This is a genomic window from Mesorhizobium sp. AR02 (genome assembly GCF_024746835.1).
In the GTDB taxonomy this organism is placed as follows: domain Bacteria; phylum Pseudomonadota; class Alphaproteobacteria; order Rhizobiales; family Rhizobiaceae; genus Mesorhizobium.
Window position 1 is genome coordinate 6,104,103 of sequence record NZ_CP080531.1, and the last position, 17,078, is coordinate 6,121,180.

Sequence of the window (17,078 nt, forward strand, 5' to 3'; positions counted from 1 at the left end):
CCCCCTATTCCGCCGCTTGCCGTTCGCCGAAGGCAATGCCGGTGAAGGTCTGGTTCAAATGCATCGACCGGTACTGTTCGCCATACGTGCCGAAGCCGATGACATTGTTGACCCGGTAGAGCTCCGAAATGTCACGGAAGACCTGCCGGTTGCGCGCGTCGAGCCGGCGCAGCACGCAGTCGAAGCCGAGGATCAGGTCGATGCCGCCCAGTCTGTCCTCGACCTCGCGCAGGGCCGCGCGCGTCGATTCCACCATGTCCTTGGGCTGGGCGATCGACAGCACGACACCGTCGTCGATGGCGCAGAAGAACGACAGCGAGCCATCCGCGTGCATCCTCTGGATCGAGCGGCAGTAATATTCGCCGCCTACCTTTACCACCACCGGATGCGAGGCGAAGCTCAGCGGCGTCAGGGTCTGCGGCACGATGCCGACGGAGGCGGCATATTCCTCGGCCGCATTGGTGGCGTTGAACTCGCGCACGATGCGGTGATCGGCATCGGACGCCGTCACCACCAGCTTTTCGTCGGTCGGAACGAAATTGTCGGTCTTGAAGACGTGGAACGGAATTTCCGTGGCGATCAGCACGACGATGGCGCTGTCGGAGGTGACCCGGCCGTTCGAGATCAGGCGCGTCGTCTCGAATTTCAAATCGTCGCCGGCCGAGCCGCCGAGCAGCGGTATGTCGTCAAGACCCCAGTGGATGGCCGAGCTGACCGCTTCCTCGGCATAGGACAGCCCATCGATGAAGCAGAGCGCGAAGGTGTTGCCGGTCTGCTCGCAGCCAAGCCGGCCGCGTAGCGTGCGCCGCAAGGCCTCGACCTCGCCGGTGATCCTGTCCATGCCCGATGAGGACAAATTGTCGACCATGGCGCTGACCGCGGTGAACGAGGCCGAGGGAAGCAGCATCGCCAGCATGTGGCCTTCCTCGAGCCCCTGCGGCGTGATCTCGCCGGCGGTGGAGCAGCCGGCATGGTGGAGCGCCGGCGCGTAGGCCGAGAGTGCCCGCGACAGGGCACCGGCCTCGACGAGGCTCTGGGAAAAGAACACGAGGGCAAAGCCGGCGTTGATTGCGGCAGCCTCGCTGGCCACCGCGCGTGCGAAAACGTCCGGGTCGGGCTCGTCCGTGGTCAGCGCCGACAAGCCGCAGGCGTAGCGCGTCGTTGAACTGGTCAGCGGCGTTCTCCCGCATTTCCTCCGACGCTGGTTTATGCGCTGTTTTTACAAGCTTTTGGCGCGCGGGCGTCGAAGGGCATTGTTGCTTCCAATAGGCGTTTTGGCAATGGGGCGAGGGGAATGCGCCTTTGGCCTTGGCCATGACCGAAAGTACAATGATACGCCTTTTCCGTCGCGCTGTTTTTTGTGCGTTGTGCGGTGTACGAATAACGCATGGCCGAAGTGCCAGCGGCGCGTCGGCAGCGTGATGACCAAGGTTGATACCCAGGGAGGATTCATGTCGGACGTTTCGTTGATGGTGAACGGCAAGCGGGTCAGCGGGGCCGCCGAGGACCGAACGCTGCTGGTTCACTTCCTGCGCGAGAATCTCGGCCTGACCGGGACGCATGTCGGCTGCGACACCTCGCAATGCGGGGCCTGCGTCGTCCATGTCGACGGCAGGGCGGTCAAGTCCTGCTCGATGCTCGCGGTACAAGCCTCAGGGTCGACCGTCGTGACGATCGAAGGTCTGGCCAACGGCGCCGACCTGCACCCCGTGCAGGCCGCCTTCAAGGAACATCACGGCCTGCAATGCGGCTTCTGCACGCCAGGCATGATCATGACGGCAACCGACATGATCGCCCGCCATCCCGAGGGCCTCGACGAGGCGACGGTGCGGGCCGAGCTGGAAGGCAACATCTGCCGCTGTACCGGCTACCACAACATCGTCAAGGCGATCCTCGCCGCATCGAAGACGATGTCGAAGGGGGCCGCGAAGGCCAAAGCGAAACAGGCTGCGTGAACGAGGCGGTAGGGCAGTAAGGCAGTAGGGCAGTAGGGAACCGGAACCAATTTTTCCCTACTGCCGTACTGCCTTACTCACCTACTCCCCTACAATCTCGGGAGGAATTTCTGATGGGCATTGAAGGTGTTGGCGCTCGGGTCGCGCGCAAGGAAGACAAAAGGTTCATCACCGGCGCCGGCCGCTATGTCGACGATATGGTGGTTCCCGGCATGAAGCATGCGGCCTTCGTGCGCAGCCCGCACGCGCATGCGCAGATCAAGAAGATCGACGTCAAGAAGGCTCAAGGCATGCCCGGTGTCATCGGCGTGCTGACCGGAAAGGAGCTCAAGGCCGACGGCATCGGCAACCTCATCTGCGGCTGGATGATCCATTCCAAGGACGGCTCGCCGATGAAGATGGGCGCATGGTCGCCGCTGGCCTTCGACAAGGTCCGCTATGTCGGCGACGCGGTGGTCATCGTCGTCGCCGAGACCAAGGGCCAGGCGCGCGATGCGGCCGAGGCGGTCGAGATCACCTACAAGGAATTGAAGGCCGTCGTCGACGCTTCCAAGGCAATGGACAAGGGCGCGCCGCAGATTCATCCGGAGGCCGAAAACAACCTGATCTTCGACTGGGACATCGGCAATGCCGACGACACCGCCGCCGCGTTCAAGAAGGCAGCCCACGTCATCAAGATGGACATCATCAACAACCGGCTGGTTCCCAATGCCATGGAGCCGCGCGCGGCACTCGGCCACTATGACAAGGCCGAGGACCATTACACCTGCTGGACGACGTCGCAGAACCCGCATGTCGCGCGGCTGGTGATGAGCGCCTTCTACAATGTCGCGCCGGAAAACAAGCTGCGCGTCATCGCGCCGGATGTCGGTGGCGGCTTTGGCTCGAAGATCTATATCTATCCGGAAGAGATCGTCTGCCTGTGGGCCTCGAAGAAGACGGGCGTTCCGGTGAAATGGGTGGCTGACCGCACTGAAAGCTTCCTCACCGACGCGCATGGCCGAGACCACCACACCCATGCCGAAATGGCTTTCGACGCGGACCACAGGATCCTTGGCCTCAAGGTCGAAACAAAAGCCAATCTCGGCGCCTACATGTCGCTGTTTTCGTCGGCGACCCCGACCTATCTCTACGCGACGCTGCTGTCGGGCCAGTACAACATCCCGGCGATCCACGCCAATGTGAAGGCGATCTACACCAACACCGCACCCGTCGATGCCTATCGCGGGGCAGGGCGGCCGGAAGCGACTTTCGTCATGGAACGCATGATGGAAACCGCCGCACGCCAGTTCGGCGTGTCGCCGGCGGACTTGCGGCGCAAGAACTTCATCACCTCGTTTCCGCACCAGACGCCGGTCATCATGTGCTATGACGCCGGCGACTATGGCGCCTCGCTCGATGCGGCCATGAAAGCTTCGGACTATGCCGGCTTTGCCAAGCGCAAGGCTGCCGCCGCCAAGCAAGGGCTGCTGCGCGGCATCGGCATGAGCTGCTACATCGAGGCCTGCGGCATCGCGCCGTCGGCGGCGGTCGGCTCGCTCGGCGCCGGCGTCGGCCTTTGGGAATCGGCCGAGGTGCGGGTCAATGCCGTCGGCACGATCGAGGTGCTGACCGGTTCGCACAGCCATGGCCAGGGTCACGAGACGACGTTCGCGCAACTGGTCAACCAGCGTTTTGGTGTGCCGATCGATTCGGTTTCGATCGTCCATGGCGACACCGACAAGGTGCAGATGGGCATGGGCACCTATGGTTCGCGCTCAGGCGCGGTCGGCATGTCGGCGATCGTCAAGGCGCTCGACAAGGTCGAGGCCAAGGCCAAGAAGATCGCGGCCCACCTGCTCGAAGCCGACGAGGGCGACATCGTCATCGAGAACGGCGCGCTGAAGGTCGCCGGTACCGACAAGAACGTGCCGTGGTTCCAGGTGGCGCTTGCCGCCTATACCGCCCACAATCTGCCGGCAGGGATGGAGCCCGGACTGAAGGAAACCGCCTTTTACGATCCGTCCAACTTCACCTTCCCGGCGGGCTGCTACATCTGCGAGGTCGAGGTCGATCCGGAGACCGGGACGACCGAGATCGTCCAGTTCGTGGCGGCCGACGATTTCGGCAACATCATCAATCCGATGATCGTCGAAGGCCAGGTGCATGGCGGCATCGCGCAAGGCGTCGGCCAGGCGCTGCTGGAAGGTGCCCATTACGACGCCGGCGGACAGCTGCTGACGGCGAGCTACATGGACTACACCATGCCGCGCGCCGGCGACCTGCCATCATTCAAGGTCTCGACCTCGAACACGCCATGCCCGGGCAATCCGCTCGGGATCAAGGGCTGCGGCGAAGCCGGTGCCATCGGTTCGCCGCCAGCAGTGATCAACGCCATCACCGATGCCATCGGCAGCAACGATCTCGCCATGCCAGCCTCGCCGTCCACCGTGTGGGCAGCGATCCGCGCCGCGACGAAGCACTGAGGAGGAACAACCATGTACTCGGTCAACTATCACCGTGCCGCCTCGGTCGCTGATGCCGCCAAGCTCGTGAAGAGCGGCGACGCCAAGCTGCTCTCCGGTGGCATGACCTTGATCCCCGCCATGAAGACGCGGCTGGCGGCCCCCTCCGACCTTGTTGATCTGTCACGCATCAAGGATCTGCAGGGGATAAAAGTGTCGGGCAAGACGGTCACCATCGGCGCCGCCACCACGCATTTCGACGTTGCCAATGACGAGAAGCTGCAAAAGGCCTGTCCGGCGCTCGCCCATCTGGCGTCGCTGATCGGCGACCCGGCGGTGCGCCACAAGGGCACGATCGGCGGCTCGATCGCCAACAACGATCCGGCGGCGGACTATCCGGCGGCACTGCTGGCGCTGGGCGCCACCATCGTCACCAACAAGCGTGAGATATCAGCAGACAAGTTCTTCAAGGGGCTGTTCGAAACCTCGTTGAAAGATGGCGAGATCGTCACTGCGGTGTCCTTCACCGCGCCGGCAAAGGCGGCGTACGAAAAATTCCGCAACCCGGCCTCGCGCTACGCGATCGTCGGCGTGTTCGTGGCCAAGGGCAAGGATGGCGTCAGCGTTGCCGTCACCGGCGCCGGCGATGACGGTGTCTTCCGCTCGAAGGAGATCGAGGCCGCACTGGCGAAGAATTTCGACGCTGCATCGCTTGCCGGCGTGAAAGTGCCGGCGAAGAACCTGATGAGCGACATCCACGCCTCCGCCGACTACCGCGCCAATCTGATCACGGTCATGGCCAAGCGCGCGGTGGCGGCTGCCAACGCCTGACAGCATCAGTTGCCGACATGGAAAGGGGCCGTCTCGGCCCTTTTTCGTATGCGGCAGGCTGTAGCCGTGCGGCTCCTGAAGGAAATGCCGCCGCGCGACCGCTCCTTTGCTTGAAGCAATTCCGGCGGCTTGCTGCCCAAGGAACTGCTCCGGCGGCGATCTCGCACTTGCACAAACTGATATTGCACTGCAATATGAATTTGGGCGGGAATGCGAGCCGGGTTCGGAGAATGTATCGCCGTGCCCTTTCGCATGCCAATGCGAAGGGATCGGCATGTCCGAAATTTCCGCGACCCATATGGTTCCGTCCCGATCCGCCGTCGACAGATCGGCCCGGACAAGACTGGCCTATCTCGATGGTTGGCGCGGCCTGTCGATAGCCCTGGTGCTGATCGGGCATTTCTTTCCGGTGCCCGGAATCAATCTGGGCGTGCTGGGCGTCGAATTCTTCTTCGTGCTCAGCGGCCGGCTGATGGGCGAAATCCTGTTCATCGAACGCTATCCGCTGAAGAAGTTCTTCAAGCGCCGTTTCTCGCGCATCTACCCGGCGCTTCTGGTCTTCGTCATCATTGCCATGGTCGCGTTCTCCGGCACGTTCATCGCCTTCAAATGGAAGGCGGCGCTGACGGCGCTGACATTCACCTACAACTACGCCGGTATCCTCGTCACCCGGGCCGGGGCGCTGGACCATATCTGGTCGCTTTGCGTCGAGGAGCATGCCTACATTATCCTGGCGTTGATCAGTGCGCTGGTCTCCAGCCGCAACCCCGTCATCCCGCTGCTGGTGGCGCTGGCCTTGCTCGCCATGGCCAATGGTGCGGTGTCATACTGGGTGTTCAAGCTGGATTACGAGGCCACTTACTGGCGCACCGATGTGCACATCGCCTCGATCCTGCTGTCGGCTTCGATCTGCCTGCTCAAGGCCGAAGGCAGGCTGCCGGCCGTGTTGAAGGGGCCCTATGTCGCCCTGGCAGCGGCGGTAGGCGCGGTTCTGCTGTTCATGGATCCTGTGCCGACGCCGATCCATTACCTCGTGGCGGTGCCGCTGCTGGCGCTGGCCGTCAACGCGCTCGATTTCAGCACTGCAATTTTTTCCAATTTGCTGTCGTCCTGGCCAATGGCGATGTTGGGCCTGTGGTCATACTCGCTCTATTTGTGGCAACAGCCGTTCTACAAATTCGTCTACGAGCAAGGCAGTAATCCGTGGCTGATGCTGGTCGGGGTCTTTGCCTGCGCGCTATGCAGCTACTACCTCATCGAGCGGCCGGCGCGTGAATGGTTGAACCGCAACTGGTGATTCAGGCCTTATCGCGCCGAGACACTGTTGTTCCGAGCCTGAGATAGCGCCGCAGGCCGGCTTCGCCGCGCGGCGTTGTCCAGCGATGGTTCCAGGCGAAGGCCGGCCGCAGCAGTGGTGCGAGGAATTTGAGGATCGGCCTCTCGACCGTGACCTGCCAGGTCAGTTGGACATGGGTGCCGGTGCCCGATGGCGACAGTTCGGCCCGCCACAGCCCGTCGAAGTCGCCAAAGGTTTTCACGACGACCAGCCGGCCGGGTTCGAGTTCGGCGGCTTCGATGATGAAGTTCAGCTCATAGGGCAGGGCGCCGCGCGCCCGCGCCCTTGCCCGCGAACCGACTGACGCCTTGCCCTTGCCGTCGAGCGGCACCACCTCCTTGTAGACCTCGCCCCACCACAGCGGCAGCAATTCGGCGTCGGAGAGCACGTCCCACACTTGCTGCGGTGTGCCTTCAGGAATGTGCCAGCTTTCGTCGAAGCGGAAGACGTTGCTTGGCATCGCGGTTCCTCCGGTTGGTGGAACCTATATTAGATGCGGCTTCTTTATGTGGCCAGCGCCAGAGCAGTTCACCGTTTCGTGGAAACGGCCAACTGCTCTATCTCTTTGTTTTTACGCAATTCCGGACGGAAAACCGCTTCACACTTTTCCTGGAATTGCTCTGCGGATCAGGCGACGATCTGCTTGACGTAGTAACGCACCGCTTTCTTGCCGCCATGGATCACCGCGTCGCCGACTTCGGCGAAGCCCAGCGCGGCATGGAACGCATCCGAGGCGGGGTTGGGCGGATCGGCATTGACCTCGCAGGTGACCAGCGTGTGGCCGGCGCGCTCGGCATGCCCGAACAGGTCCTGATAAAGCCGGCGCGCATGGCCGCGGCCCCTTGCGTGCGCCGCCACGACGACGCGGTCGACATAGATGAAGCGTTCGTAGCGTTCGCAAAACCAGAGGAAGTTCGGGCTGTCGTAGTTGGCGTCCTGGTCGAAGGTCATGATGAAGGCTTCGAGATCACCGATGCGTCGCGCATAAAACGCCTCGCCAAGCAGGAACGACAGCCGCTCGGCTTCGAGCCAGGACAGTTCCGCGGCATGCTCATTGTTGAGCGCCAATATGTCCGCTTCGTCGCCTTGCGTTATGCGGTCTATCGGAGAGGTCATGCCTTGGCCGCCGCGATCGTTGCTGCCACCAGCGGTGTGTCGGTCAAAGTGTTGCGGTATTCGCGATCGAGATCGGAGCCGCCCATGCCGACCTTGGGATTGCGGTAGCGCATGGCGCTCGGCACGTCCTTCAGCGCGGCGAAATGCATTTCGGCCAGTCCGGTTTTTCTGCGCACCTCGGCGATGTTGGCGAGATCGAGCCCGCCGCAACCGAGGATGATGATGCGGTCACCGGCCTGACGCACCAGATCGGCCAATAACGGCAGGCCTTCGAGCGCGGTATCGCGCTGGCCGCTGGTCAGCACGCGCCCGACCTTGCAGCGGATCAGCGCTTCCAGTGCCTCGGCCGGATCGCGCGTCATGTCGAAGGCGCGGTGGCAGGTGACGTTCAGCGATCCGGCCGCCTCCGTCAGCTCGCCCATGCGCTTCTCATCGATGGTGCCGTCGGCGTTCAGGCAGCCGAACACCACGCCGGGCACACCGAGATCGCTGAGTGCTGCGACATCGGCGAGCATCGAGCGGTACTCGGTCTCGCTGTAGAGAAAATCACCGCCGCGCGGCCGCACCATGACGTGAAACGGCACGGTCGCCTGGTCCAGCGCCGCGCGCACCGTGCCGAGGCTCGGCGTGATGCCGCCTTCGACCAGGCTGGCGCAGAGTTCGACCCGGTCGGCGCCGGCAGCCTGCGCGGCGAGCAGGCCATCGATGCCTTCGACACAGATTTCGATTAGCGGCGGGCGGTTTTCTGAGGTCAAGGGGCGATCCAGTCCATGATGTTGCGCAAAGCCCTAGCACCCGGGCGGCTGGCGCGAAAGCGTGAACGATGCCCCGCCATTTGGACCAGGCGACATTTCCCTGTGGAGTTATGGATTGACCTATAGCCAACGGGTTATTGATTGACCGTTGGCAGCGCGGCGGCAGCCGAAAAATCCATCAGCTAATAACCCGGATGCGCTGCCTCCGGGCTCGGCAAAACACGTCCTCGAAAGGAGAAAGACCATGCAAGCGAGAATCAAGAACCCGGTGATGCTCATCCCAGACGCCCTGCAGGCGCTGCTGGCGCTGGACAAGTCGACGGAGGCGGCCGATGTGCCCTATGTGACGCGCAAGCTCATTCATCTGCGCGCCAGCCAGGTCAATGCCTGCAGCCTCTGCGTCGACATGCACGCGCGCGAACTGAAGAAAGCCGGCGAGAAGGACGAGCGCATCTTTGCCCTCGCCGCATGGCGCGAGACGCCTTACTTCACCGAAGCCGAACGGGCGGCCCTGGCGCTGGCCGAGGCCGGCACGAGGCTCGCCGACCGGGCAGACGCCGTGCCGGACGATGTCTGGGACGAAGCCGCCCGGCACTATGACGAAAAGGCGCTCGCCGCACTGGTTGTCCAGATCGCCCTGATCAACGCCTTCAACCGGCTGAACGCGACGACACGCCAGATGGTCGGCGCCTGGGGCTGAGCGCTGGTCCTGCGCTTGGGGCCGGATGGTTATCCGCTAAGGCGCGGGAAGGCGGGCGGCGCGGTGCCTCTCGCCTTCGGCGCGCGAGCGTGGCCCTTGGCGGCTACTGCCGCAATTCCGTGTTCTTGGCGCCTTCCTCGACCTGGTCTATGACCAGCAGCTTGACCGGGCCGTCGCCGATATTGGTGGCCTGATGCCATTGCCCGATCATTTCGATGATGAAATCGCCCGTCTTGTAGGTGTTGCTGTTGCCGGTGTCGACATTGGTGACCTTCAGCGTTCCAGCCTCGACATAGGCGTAGCGCGGGAAGGGGTGGCGGTGCACCGGCAAGGTTGCGCCGACCGCGATGTCGTAGGTCGACACCAACACCTGCACGTTCTTCTGCGGCAGCGTGATCGGCTGGCCGGAAGCGGTGGTCGTGCGTGATGCCAGCGGCGTCACGACGACAGGGGTGCTGCTGCTGTCGAGGGCCAGAGCGCAATTTGCATAAAGTGCAGCCGCGGTCAGCAGTGCCGAAACCAGGATTTTGCGCATGATTCCTCCCTGAACCGACGCATCTATCGCGCGGCCGATATCCAAGCGCAAGCACTGCGAAGCGTAGGTAGGTACTACCAGATCGGACTTTTTGAAATATTTGGCTCCCCGGGTCGAATGAAACCGCGAACTACGAGCTGCCGATCCCCCTCGAAACTACGCCAGAACCTTCCGTCGAGATTCGCAAACGCGACCGCGAGCGCGCTGAGCGCGTCCGATTGGCCGGCGGGCCTAAGCCATCCCTCCGAGAGCGCGCTGTCGCATTTGCCCGCGAAAAGGGTGAAGTGCGGACGCGCGACTTGACTGAGATCGGAATTCCCCGCTGCTATCTGGCCCGCATGTGTGGTGAGGGGCTGCTCATCAAGGTTTGCTACGGAACCTATCGCGCCACAGATCGCGAGCCGGCATGACTCGGGATCGCCGCATGCACCGGCGGCTTCAGCCCCGTTTGTAGCCGGCGGTAACCTCGTCCTTGTGGGCGGCGAAGGCTGCCAGGACCTCTGCCTTCTCGGGCTTCGGAACCTTGAAGTGGTCCAGCGTCCGCCCGAGTTCCGCTGCGACCTCGTCGAACTCTGCGGGGGAGATCCGCAAGTCCCGATGGGCCTCTTCAAGACCGAGCGGCGTCGTGCCGGGCTTGGTGGCGACGAACTTGAAGGGGCCCCCGGAAACGTCGCAGACCCACAGCGTGCGCATGAATTTGAGCCCGGGCAGCCTGCCAAGATTCTCGGTGTGCCATTTCCGCAGCTGGGGGTTCTTGGACTTCTGGCCGACTATGGGGTTTTTCACGACTGCATCGCTAAAGTGGTCCACCACCGCTGCGATGGCGAACACGCCTCCCAGCCGCTCGTAAAGACTTTTCTCAGGCGCGGTTTGCTTGGCCTGCGCTTGCGCGTTGTCTGCAGCCAATACGGTGGTCGATGCGGCGGCTACCGCCAGCCCTGCGACGACGCTTCGTCTTGTGAAAGAGGTCGAAACAGCGGTTTTCATCTCTGGGGTCCTTCGAGTTGAGCCAGAGCAAGCCGCGGCCTGTCTGGCGGCTTCAATGAAGTATGTTCCTACTTTGACTTAACCCGGCATCGTCTGAGGAACTAACGACGCCTCCGCCCGAATTATTCCGATTCATCGAATTTCCGCCGTCGAGACGTGTCAACGACGAAGACCTACGCCACGCTTCGCTGCTGGATTCGGGGAGGAGGAAGAAAATGGCTGTGCCCAAAAAGGATCAGGAGCGCGTGGGATATGCCTCTCTCTACGGAGCGCAGGCCAGCAAGGACGGCAAGGAGCGCGTCGTGCCGGCGTTCTGGCACGAATACGCTGACGCATGGCTGCAAGGCTATGACGGCGTGCCGATGGCCGGCTCGGAGAAGATGAAGCCTGTCAGCGAGCAGATGGAAGCGGAAGTTGACGAAGCTGCGGTCGGCAAGCCTCAATCTTGAGCGCGGAACATTTTAGCAGGGGCTGCATTTCATCGGTCAGTTAGCCAGGGGAGGCTTTGTTGACCCAACGACGCGTCGACAAGGAACGAATCGAGCGGGCTGATCGCGAATCGAAACTGACGATTGAGGCCGAGCGCTTAGCGAGAAATGCCAAGACGGCACGATTGCGCGAGCAGCGTCTTTCAGCCGAGGCATCGGCTGGGGAGCCGGGTCACGCGAAACGCCGGCGCCCCAGTAAGCAGGCGCGAAAAATCGTCGAGATCGACTGACCCGGAACCGAACGACATCCACGAGCTTATGGCTCGATGAGCACGCGCGGAATCAACTTCCTGGATCAATGGATCGCCAACAACGTCCCTGAAACGACGAAGGCAGACGTCATCTCGGTCGTCGAACCCACGCACAAGCTGGTGGCCGACGCCAAGGCGCTTGGCATCAAGCGGGGTAAGATCGACGAAGAGGTCGACAGCCTCTACCGAGCCATCCTCGACGCCATTGTGCATTACGACCCGGGCCTGCCCGAATAGCCCTTGCCATCGACCTCGAGCCGAGGAATATAATCCTGCTGTTGCGGCGAACCTTCACCAGAGATCGCCATACCTCTCAAGACTCTCGCCGATACCCTTGCGCCGCGCGAAAGCGTCCACGTCAACTGCAGCCATCCCGTGTGCTGCAGGTCGACCAAGCTCGACATACAAGCGCTCATAGACCGCCTCGGACCTGGCCATGGCTCGATGCATGAGGATCTTGTCGGACTGTTCGTCTGCTCGCACTGCAAGGCCGCAGGCCGCGATCGGCGCCCAGTGTTCTTCACGTGCATTCCTGACTACGAGGGCCAGCAGCAGGCCCGCTATTGCTTTCGTCGGCCCACATTCATCGTCAGGGGCGGCGTCGGCTCGACGGGGCAGTAGGGTGGCGATCGGCCGTGTTGCCCGACATCACCTTTTAAGCCCTGCGCAGCTTTGATCACGGCCTTGCGGCTGTTACCGTGTTTTAGGATCAACTCCCAGACCAGGTCCGCAGTCAAACCGTTCTCTGAAGCGAAACATTTGACCTGATGGTCGTGAATAGCATCATGCCAGGGCTTATAGCCGCCCATTTGGGCCTCCGCTCTAGGCGCCGCATGGCAAAGATATGCGCTACTGCTAATATAAGGAACATGCGAACGAAGGACGTAAGGGCCTGGCGATGTCTGATAAGCCCGTCACACCTTCACCAAATACAAATTCGCGCAGATCGATTTTCCGCAGACGTTTGCTGGCAGGGCAAGGGTTGGCTGGACGGCAGGGCTCGGCGCTGAATATGCTTTCACCGACCATTGGACCGCTGGTGTCGAGTGGAACTATTGCGATTTTGGCTCGAAAGATGGCGCAAGCAGCTCAAATTCTACCTTCGTGCTCAGCGCTCGCGAGACCGAGAAACACTGTCGTCGCCAGAATTAACTACAAATTCTGAGACAGGTGTCGGACGCTTAAGCCGAGTTCTTTCGCCAGGCGATAGTGTAGGCGAATTCTTGCCCGCCAACCTCGTCGGTGACTCGGATCCAGTCCTTCGCCCATCTTTTAAAGACGGTCTTGCAGGCATTCATTTCAGATGCGGCCACAGCAGGACTATTCGCTTCGACTGCCTTAGACCGAACGACGCGATCATAGTGCATTTCCGCAACAACATAGACTGGCATGCGACCCACCCAACAACGCTATATTTCCCCAAGAGGTAGTATTGCGCAGCACGTGATCGACCGCAAGTGGTATGCCGCATTAGAGCCATATCGCGGAATGTGCTATGATTCTCTTCGTGGGCAAGAAGGCAAAGCGGGCTGGCGAATCTCCGATCAATCGTGAAAGAGAGATCGAGGCCGAGTATTATGCCCGCAAGTGTGGTCTCACCAGAGACGAAGCGCTCAAGATCATAAAAGACGCCCGACCCGCCAAGCAGCGCGCCAGCCTCGTCGGGGCAAAGACCCGGTAGTGCAGGGGACTATTCTGGACTCCAGATTTTCGAGCCACCTAATCTTCACGCGATGTGTGGAGGCGTTCATGTAAAGCGCACCATCGAGGAGATGGTGGCGAAGTTCCCATTCGCTGACCCTGGCGAGGTCAACGGCCTGTCGAACCAATTCCCGCTGTGGAATGGTGCACCGAGGCTCACCTATCCAATCATCGTGGTCGATGATTGGTGCGCAGCACGACCAGGTTCGTGCCGGCGCGGTGAGGAATTAAGGCCGGCGCCGCAGGGTGGGCGGGGGTGGGGTTCGCCTAATGGGCGCCGGCCAGGCGGAAACAGGTCCGCCTTGCTGGACAGATGGCTGACTATTGGGGGAGTGTTATGGCGTGCTCGCGGAAGCCACGGCATCAGCGTTTCAGCGCCGCTTCGCAATGGACGGGCCGCCGCTGCAGTGAATGGAGCGGCGGGTCGTTTTGCCTCCTGTCCCATCTCAGGACTAGGGTGCCGGCATCGCTCTTGCTTCGGAGAGGGTGCCGGCTAATCCCGGCCCTGATCGCGTACCTGATCAGGCAGTAGGCTCGCCGGGCCCGAGGTGGTTGGGGTCTTTCGCCCGGCGAGTTTCCGTCCTAGGTGTTTTGTTTTGCGGCCCTATACTCAGCTTCCCACGGCAACGTGTCGAAGTCGGGCTTGTGGCCGCCGGCTCTGTAGGCGTCCTGGCTGATGTAACTGGCCTTGGCCCGCTCTACGATGCAGGCAAATGGCGGAATTCCTGGGCACCGGTAAAGGCCTACTGCTTCCATGAGGGTCCTCCATGCTGCCCGGCGCCTATAGATTGGGATGTGAATAGGAACCGGGCCTAACCGACAGGCTGTTTGTGAGTACGGCGCCATCGGCTGGATGACTTATGCGCTTCTGCTAATATAGACGAAGCATGCGAACGAAGGAGCAGGCCTACGGAGGCAATGATGTCGATCCGCGATGAACTGCAGGGGATTTGGGACATCTACGTCGCTGCATATCGAGCCGGGGATGCTGCCGGTTGCGCGTCCATATTTACCGATGACGCCGAAATGCATTCTCCGTATGCGCCCCCAGCACGCGGCCGCGCGGCAATAGAGGCGCTGCACGGTATCTGGACCCAGCACGCCGCCCCCGACAAGACACTTGCCGTGATAGAGGCAGGAGGCTCCGGGAACCTAGCCTGGTCACTCGCAGCCTATTCGGAAGGGGAAGCGACCGCAAACGGAACTTCGCTCAGCGTCTTTGAGCACCAGGCTGGCGGAGGCTGGTTGATCCGCATGTGTAGCCTGAACAGTAGCGACGTTGCAGAGTGACAGACAAGCCGGCCACAACCTACATCGTGAGTGTCTTCGAGAAACCGCATTGGCGCACGGTCCTGACCACCAAGGACAAGGCAGAAAGCTAACGCCGTGAGATTGGAAAGGCTTGAATTTTAACATCCGCTAATATTCACTCCGGCGGGCGGCCGGGCGCGACCGCGTGCTGGTGAGGCTCTGTCTCAATCAGCAAGGTTCGGATGCCGCACGGAGGGTGCCATGCGAGAATTGCCGTCCAATGTCGACGCAGATGCCGTGATTGAAGTTGGCCGCTATCTCGATGATCACGCGAAAACCACCGCAGTTTCAGTATCAGAAGCGCTACGCATAATCCGGCGCCGCATCAACGGTTCACGGATCAGCGACAGCGGGCTGGAGGAACTCATCTTAGAAAGCGCTGCAACCAGACATCTGGCCATCCTCATGGACAACCGCTAGCGGTCAAGGGCGGGCAATAAAAGCGGGGGCGGCGACGGCAGCCGGCCAACCCTACTCAAAACCCCTGCAGCCTGCCGTCAGTGGCGACAACGGTATCACGAACCAAAAGGTTGCCCGGATCATGGAGATATGGCGAAGCCGAAGAAGCGGTATGCAGGCTATGGCGCGCCTATCACTCCACCCAAATAGCCAAACGCTACAGATACAAATCCAGCCATCACTGCGATCAACGAGCGGGTGCGATATTCCCGCCGCAAGTCGTCGGTGGAGTTGGCAGGTTCATTTCTTTGCCAGTTAGGGGCGAGCTTTGCAGCGAGCCACGCCAGCATTACGTTTTGGGGGTTGGGGAAATGGCTTGCCACGAGAGTGAACGTCAAGAGATGCTCAAATGTCCAAGGGTGGCACTCGCTTTGTAGGCGGAACGCTTTCTAGCCCTGCCGATCGGTTCAAGTAGTAATCATCTATTGCCGCCCGCTAGCAAAAAAGGCCGGCGCCCTCGCTGGGAGGTTGCCCGAATGGCGCCGGCCAGACGGTCCTTTTCAGGTCCGCCGCTCTCCAGACATAGCTGAGTCTTTCCGTTGCGTCAGGTGGTGGCGGACTTACGCTTTGGCTTTCCGCTTCGCAGGTGCCTTCCTGGCTGGTGCGACGGGTTTAGCCTTGCGGCCAAGCCCGATGGACTTCGCCAGTTGCGAGCGCTGAGCGGCGTAATTCGGAGCTGTCATAGGGTAGTCGTGCGGCAAGTTCCATTTGGCGCGATAGGCGTCCGGTGTCAGGCCGAAGTCCGTGCTAAGGGACCGCTTCAGGGATTTGAACTTCTTGCCGTCTTCGAGGCAGATAATGAAGTCCGGCGTCACCGACCTCTTCGGGTTGACCGCGGGAGTTTGCGGTTCAACGACAGGCGCGATCGGCGTGCCAAGTCCGGACAGCGAAGCATGAACCGATGCTATCACGTCCGGCACGCCAGACACCGGCAATGGATTGTTGCTGACATATGCTGAAACAATGTCGGCGGTTAACTCAGCTAGTTGCGGAGCCTCAACAGGTTGTCCTCTGTTAGATCGAGGCGACTGATAGGTGTTTTGGACTTTAGGCTGCCGTGTGGGCGATGCCAATTGTATCGGTGCAGCCAGACAGGCAGTTCGGCGGCACGGTGGTCTGAAGTCGGATAGGCGATGGCATAGGCCCATTCGCGCAGTGCCGTCTGGATGAAGCGCTCGGCCTTGCCATTGGTCTTGGGCGTATAGGGCCTTGTCCTGACGTGCTTGAGGCCGAGATCGCGGCAGGCCTTGGCGAAGGCCTTCGATCTGTAGCAGGAGCCGTTGTCGCTCATGACGCGGGCTATCGTGACGCCGAGGCTGGCGTAGTAGGCCACCGCCGCCTTGAGGAACGCGATGGCGCTCTCCTGTTTCTCATCTGGCAGGATCTGCGAGAAGGCGATGCGGGAGGCGTCGTCGATGCAGACATGGACGAACTCCCAACTGCTGCCGCGCGAGCTGGCATTGCCGGTACGTTTGCCGGTAATGCGATGACCGATGCGCTCGAAACGGCCGAGCTTCTTGATGTCGATGTGGATCATCTCGCCGGGATGCTCGCGCTCGTAGCGCCGGATCGGTTCGGCCGGTTCGATATCCCTCAACCGCGACAGTCCGGCACGCTTGAGAACCCGACTGACGGTAGCGGGCGACACGCCGACCTCATGAGCGATGTGCTTGCCGGTCCAACGTAGCCGCCGCAGCGCCACGATGCGCTCGGCGATCGACGCAGCGGTGGCCCGTGGCATATGGACGGGCCGCGAGGAACGGTCGATCATGCCGGCTCGCCCTTCGGCCTTATAGCGCTCGACCCAGCGCGCCACGATCTTGGCCGACACGCCGTAGGCGCGCGCCGCATGGGCTTGGGAAAAGCCCCTTCTATCACCGACAGCGCCATCTCCTCTCGACGCAGCGGCGTGAGACGGGCATTCTTGTGGATGTTCATTCGGACCCTCCGGTGAGTGCTGAAGCCTGGTAACTCCAGTCTCCTCGGTCCGGTCCGAATGGACAACCTCCCGAAAGCTCACAGCTAGTTCGGCAGCGTGGGTATCGGTTTGGTTGGTATTGGTTGATCCTTTTGTCTGATTTATCCCCTTGGTTGATGATCAATGACGCAACCGAGTTGCACCGGATTTAACCGCTGAAACAACGACCAGGCGAAACGCCTATTGATACCAAGCAGATGCAACCTGGCATATGACTGTTCGGATCCACCA

At 61.5% G+C, this 17,078-nt stretch carries 21 protein-coding genes and 1 pseudogene; 13 read left to right on the forward strand and 9 right to left on the reverse strand.

What is annotated here, in order from left to right:
* Positions 1–4: 4 nt before the first annotated feature.
* A complete protein-coding gene (locus tag DBIPINDM_RS33745; RefSeq protein WP_258583275.1) occupies positions 5–1,141 on the reverse strand; it encodes an FIST signal transduction protein in 1,137 nt (378 codons plus the stop codon).
* 310 nt (positions 1,142–1,451) lie between these two features.
* Between DBIPINDM_RS33745 and DBIPINDM_RS33750 the strand changes: the two genes are divergently transcribed.
* The 4 genes from DBIPINDM_RS33750 (at position 1,452) to DBIPINDM_RS33765 (ending at position 6,527) form a co-directional block, all read left to right on the forward strand.
* Entirely contained in the window at positions 1,452–1,955 is a 504-nt protein-coding gene (locus tag DBIPINDM_RS33750; protein ID WP_258583276.1) for a (2Fe-2S)-binding protein, read from the forward strand.
* Positions 1,956–2,068: 113 nt separating this feature from the next.
* A complete protein-coding gene (locus DBIPINDM_RS33755) occupies positions 2,069–4,420 on the forward strand; it encodes a xanthine dehydrogenase family protein molybdopterin-binding subunit (RefSeq protein ID WP_258583277.1) in 2,352 nt (783 codons plus the stop codon).
* Positions 4,421–4,432: 12 nt separating this feature from the next.
* The gene (locus DBIPINDM_RS33760) at positions 4,433–5,230 is read left to right on the forward strand and encodes an FAD binding domain-containing protein (RefSeq protein WP_258583278.1); all 798 of its coding nucleotides are present in this window, start codon (positions 4,433–4,435) and stop codon (positions 5,228–5,230) included.
* A 274-nt stretch (positions 5,231–5,504) separates the two neighbouring features.
* On the forward strand, positions 5,505–6,527 hold the full coding sequence (locus DBIPINDM_RS33765) for an acyltransferase family protein (RefSeq protein ID WP_258583279.1): 1,023 nt from the start codon (positions 5,505–5,507) through the stop codon (positions 6,525–6,527).
* Position 6,528: 1 nt separating this feature from the next.
* Here DBIPINDM_RS33765 and DBIPINDM_RS33770 read toward each other — a convergent pair whose 3' ends face one another.
* The 3 genes from DBIPINDM_RS33770 to DBIPINDM_RS33780 form a co-directional block, all read right to left on the reverse strand.
* Complete coding sequence (locus DBIPINDM_RS33770) at positions 6,529–7,026, reverse strand: SRPBCC family protein (protein ID WP_258583280.1); 498 nt, start codon at positions 7,024–7,026, stop codon at positions 6,529–6,531.
* A gap of 167 nt (positions 7,027–7,193) precedes the next feature.
* Positions 7,194–7,682 (reverse strand): GNAT family N-acetyltransferase, encoded by a 489-nt coding sequence (locus DBIPINDM_RS33775; RefSeq protein WP_258583281.1) that lies wholly within the window; start codon positions 7,680–7,682, stop codon positions 7,194–7,196.
* Positions 7,679–8,437 carry a copper homeostasis protein CutC gene (locus DBIPINDM_RS33780; RefSeq protein WP_258583282.1) on the reverse strand — a complete coding sequence of 253 codons (759 nt, stop codon included), beginning with the start codon at positions 8,435–8,437 and terminating at the stop codon, positions 7,679–7,681. The genes DBIPINDM_RS33775 and DBIPINDM_RS33780 overlap by 4 nt, the downstream gene beginning before the upstream one ends.
* 244 nt (positions 8,438–8,681) lie before the next feature.
* On the opposite strand from DBIPINDM_RS33780, the gene DBIPINDM_RS33785 reads away from it, so the two are divergent.
* Positions 8,682–9,137 carry a carboxymuconolactone decarboxylase family protein gene (locus DBIPINDM_RS33785; RefSeq protein ID WP_258583283.1) on the forward strand — a complete coding sequence of 152 codons (456 nt, stop codon included), beginning with the start codon at positions 8,682–8,684 and terminating at the stop codon, positions 9,135–9,137.
* Positions 9,138–9,240: 103 nt separating this feature from the next.
* Here DBIPINDM_RS33785 and DBIPINDM_RS33790 read toward each other — a convergent pair whose 3' ends face one another.
* Positions 9,241–9,672, reverse strand: a complete 432-nt coding sequence (locus DBIPINDM_RS33790; protein WP_258583284.1) for a cupin domain-containing protein — start codon at positions 9,670–9,672, stop codon at positions 9,241–9,243.
* Between the two features lie 284 nt (positions 9,673–9,956).
* Here DBIPINDM_RS33790 and DBIPINDM_RS33795 point away from each other — a divergent pair, with 284 nt between their 5' ends.
* Positions 9,957–10,082: a type IV toxin-antitoxin system AbiEi family antitoxin domain-containing protein gene (locus DBIPINDM_RS33795; RefSeq protein ID WP_244571155.1), complete on the forward strand. Its 126-nt coding sequence runs from the start codon at positions 9,957–9,959 to the stop codon at positions 10,080–10,082.
* Between the two features lie 28 nt (positions 10,083–10,110).
* On the opposite strand, the gene DBIPINDM_RS33800 is transcribed toward DBIPINDM_RS33795, so the two are convergent.
* Positions 10,111–10,659, reverse strand: coding sequence for a group I truncated hemoglobin (locus DBIPINDM_RS33800; RefSeq protein ID WP_258583285.1), 549 nt, complete (start codon positions 10,657–10,659; stop codon positions 10,111–10,113).
* A gap of 215 nt (positions 10,660–10,874) precedes the next feature.
* Between DBIPINDM_RS33800 and DBIPINDM_RS33805 the strand changes: the two genes are divergently transcribed.
* The 3 genes from DBIPINDM_RS33805 to DBIPINDM_RS33815 are packed head-to-tail and all read left to right on the forward strand — an operon-like array spanning position 10,875 to position 11,635.
* Positions 10,875–11,108, forward strand: coding sequence for a hypothetical protein (locus tag DBIPINDM_RS33805; protein WP_258583286.1), 234 nt, complete (start codon positions 10,875–10,877; stop codon positions 11,106–11,108).
* Positions 11,109–11,167: 59 nt separating this feature from the next.
* Positions 11,168–11,377 carry a hypothetical protein gene (locus DBIPINDM_RS33810; protein WP_258583287.1) on the forward strand — a complete coding sequence of 70 codons (210 nt, stop codon included), beginning with the start codon at positions 11,168–11,170 and terminating at the stop codon, positions 11,375–11,377.
* Positions 11,378–11,413: 36 nt separating this feature from the next.
* Entirely contained in the window at positions 11,414–11,635 is a 222-nt protein-coding gene (locus DBIPINDM_RS33815; protein ID WP_258583288.1) for a hypothetical protein, read from the forward strand.
* 323 nt (positions 11,636–11,958) lie between these two features.
* Here the strand turns inward: DBIPINDM_RS33815 and DBIPINDM_RS33820 are convergent, their stop codons facing one another.
* Complete coding sequence (locus tag DBIPINDM_RS33820; protein WP_258583289.1) at positions 11,959–12,207, reverse strand: hypothetical protein; 249 nt, start codon at positions 12,205–12,207, stop codon at positions 11,959–11,961.
* Between the two features lie 136 nt (positions 12,208–12,343).
* Here DBIPINDM_RS33820 and DBIPINDM_RS33825 point away from each other — a divergent pair, with 136 nt between their 5' ends.
* The 4 genes from DBIPINDM_RS33825 (at position 12,344) to DBIPINDM_RS33840 (ending at position 14,830) form a co-directional block, all read left to right on the forward strand.
* Positions 12,344–12,550 carry an outer membrane protein gene (locus tag DBIPINDM_RS33825; RefSeq protein ID WP_258589406.1) on the forward strand — a complete coding sequence of 69 codons (207 nt, stop codon included), beginning with the start codon at positions 12,344–12,346 and terminating at the stop codon, positions 12,548–12,550.
* A 343-nt stretch (positions 12,551–12,893) separates the two neighbouring features.
* Complete coding sequence (locus DBIPINDM_RS33830; RefSeq protein WP_258583290.1) at positions 12,894–13,079, forward strand: hypothetical protein; 186 nt, start codon at positions 12,894–12,896, stop codon at positions 13,077–13,079.
* 941 nt (positions 13,080–14,020) lie between these two features.
* Entirely contained in the window at positions 14,021–14,389 is a 369-nt protein-coding gene (locus tag DBIPINDM_RS33835) for a YybH family protein (protein ID WP_258583291.1), read from the forward strand.
* A 222-nt stretch (positions 14,390–14,611) separates the two neighbouring features.
* Entirely contained in the window at positions 14,612–14,830 is a 219-nt protein-coding gene (locus DBIPINDM_RS33840) for a hypothetical protein (RefSeq protein WP_258583292.1), read from the forward strand.
* 599 nt (positions 14,831–15,429) lie between these two features.
* Here the strand turns inward: DBIPINDM_RS33840 and DBIPINDM_RS33845 are convergent.
* Both DBIPINDM_RS33845 and DBIPINDM_RS33850 read right to left on the reverse strand, forming a co-directional pair.
* Entirely contained in the window at positions 15,430–15,804 is a 375-nt protein-coding gene (locus tag DBIPINDM_RS33845) for a MucR family transcriptional regulator (protein WP_318036915.1), read from the reverse strand.
* A 47-nt stretch (positions 15,805–15,851) separates the two neighbouring features.
* Positions 15,852–16,807: pseudogene (locus DBIPINDM_RS33850) on the reverse strand (IS481 family transposase).
* Positions 16,808–17,078 lie beyond the last annotated feature (271 nt).

Bases quoted from the DNA above. Each gene is read 5' to 3' on its own strand.
- DBIPINDM_RS33805 (WP_258583286.1), top strand. From the start codon at position 10,875: ATGGCTGTGCCCAAAAAGGATCAGGAGCGCGTGGGATATGCCTCTCTC.
- DBIPINDM_RS33765 (WP_258583279.1), top strand. From the start codon at position 5,505: ATGTCCGAAATTTCCGCGACCCATATGGTTCCGTCCCGATCCGCCGTC.
- DBIPINDM_RS33760 (WP_258583278.1), top strand. From the start codon at position 4,433: ATGTACTCGGTCAACTATCACCGTGCCGCCTCGGTCGCTGATGCCGCC.
- DBIPINDM_RS33820 (WP_258583289.1), bottom strand. From the start codon at position 12,207: ATGGGCGGCTATAAGCCCTGGCATGATGCTATTCACGACCATCAGGTC.
- DBIPINDM_RS33790 (WP_258583284.1), bottom strand. From the start codon at position 9,672: ATGCGCAAAATCCTGGTTTCGGCACTGCTGACCGCGGCTGCACTTTAT.
- DBIPINDM_RS33830 (WP_258583290.1), top strand. From the start codon at position 12,894: ATGATTCTCTTCGTGGGCAAGAAGGCAAAGCGGGCTGGCGAATCTCCG.
- DBIPINDM_RS33840 (WP_258583292.1), top strand. From the start codon at position 14,612: ATGCGAGAATTGCCGTCCAATGTCGACGCAGATGCCGTGATTGAAGTT.
- DBIPINDM_RS33755 (WP_258583277.1), top strand. From the start codon at position 2,069: ATGGGCATTGAAGGTGTTGGCGCTCGGGTCGCGCGCAAGGAAGACAAA.
- DBIPINDM_RS33750 (WP_258583276.1), top strand. From the start codon at position 1,452: ATGTCGGACGTTTCGTTGATGGTGAACGGCAAGCGGGTCAGCGGGGCC.
- DBIPINDM_RS33800 (WP_258583285.1), bottom strand. From the start codon at position 10,659: ATGAAAACCGCTGTTTCGACCTCTTTCACAAGACGAAGCGTCGTCGCA.
- DBIPINDM_RS33775 (WP_258583281.1), bottom strand. From the start codon at position 7,682: ATGACCTCTCCGATAGACCGCATAACGCAAGGCGACGAAGCGGACATA.
- DBIPINDM_RS33770 (WP_258583280.1), bottom strand. From the start codon at position 7,026: ATGCCAAGCAACGTCTTCCGCTTCGACGAAAGCTGGCACATTCCTGAA.
- DBIPINDM_RS33835 (WP_258583291.1), top strand. From the start codon at position 14,021: ATGTCGATCCGCGATGAACTGCAGGGGATTTGGGACATCTACGTCGCT.
- DBIPINDM_RS33815 (WP_258583288.1), top strand. From the start codon at position 11,414: ATGAGCACGCGCGGAATCAACTTCCTGGATCAATGGATCGCCAACAAC.
- DBIPINDM_RS33785 (WP_258583283.1), top strand. From the start codon at position 8,682: ATGCAAGCGAGAATCAAGAACCCGGTGATGCTCATCCCAGACGCCCTG.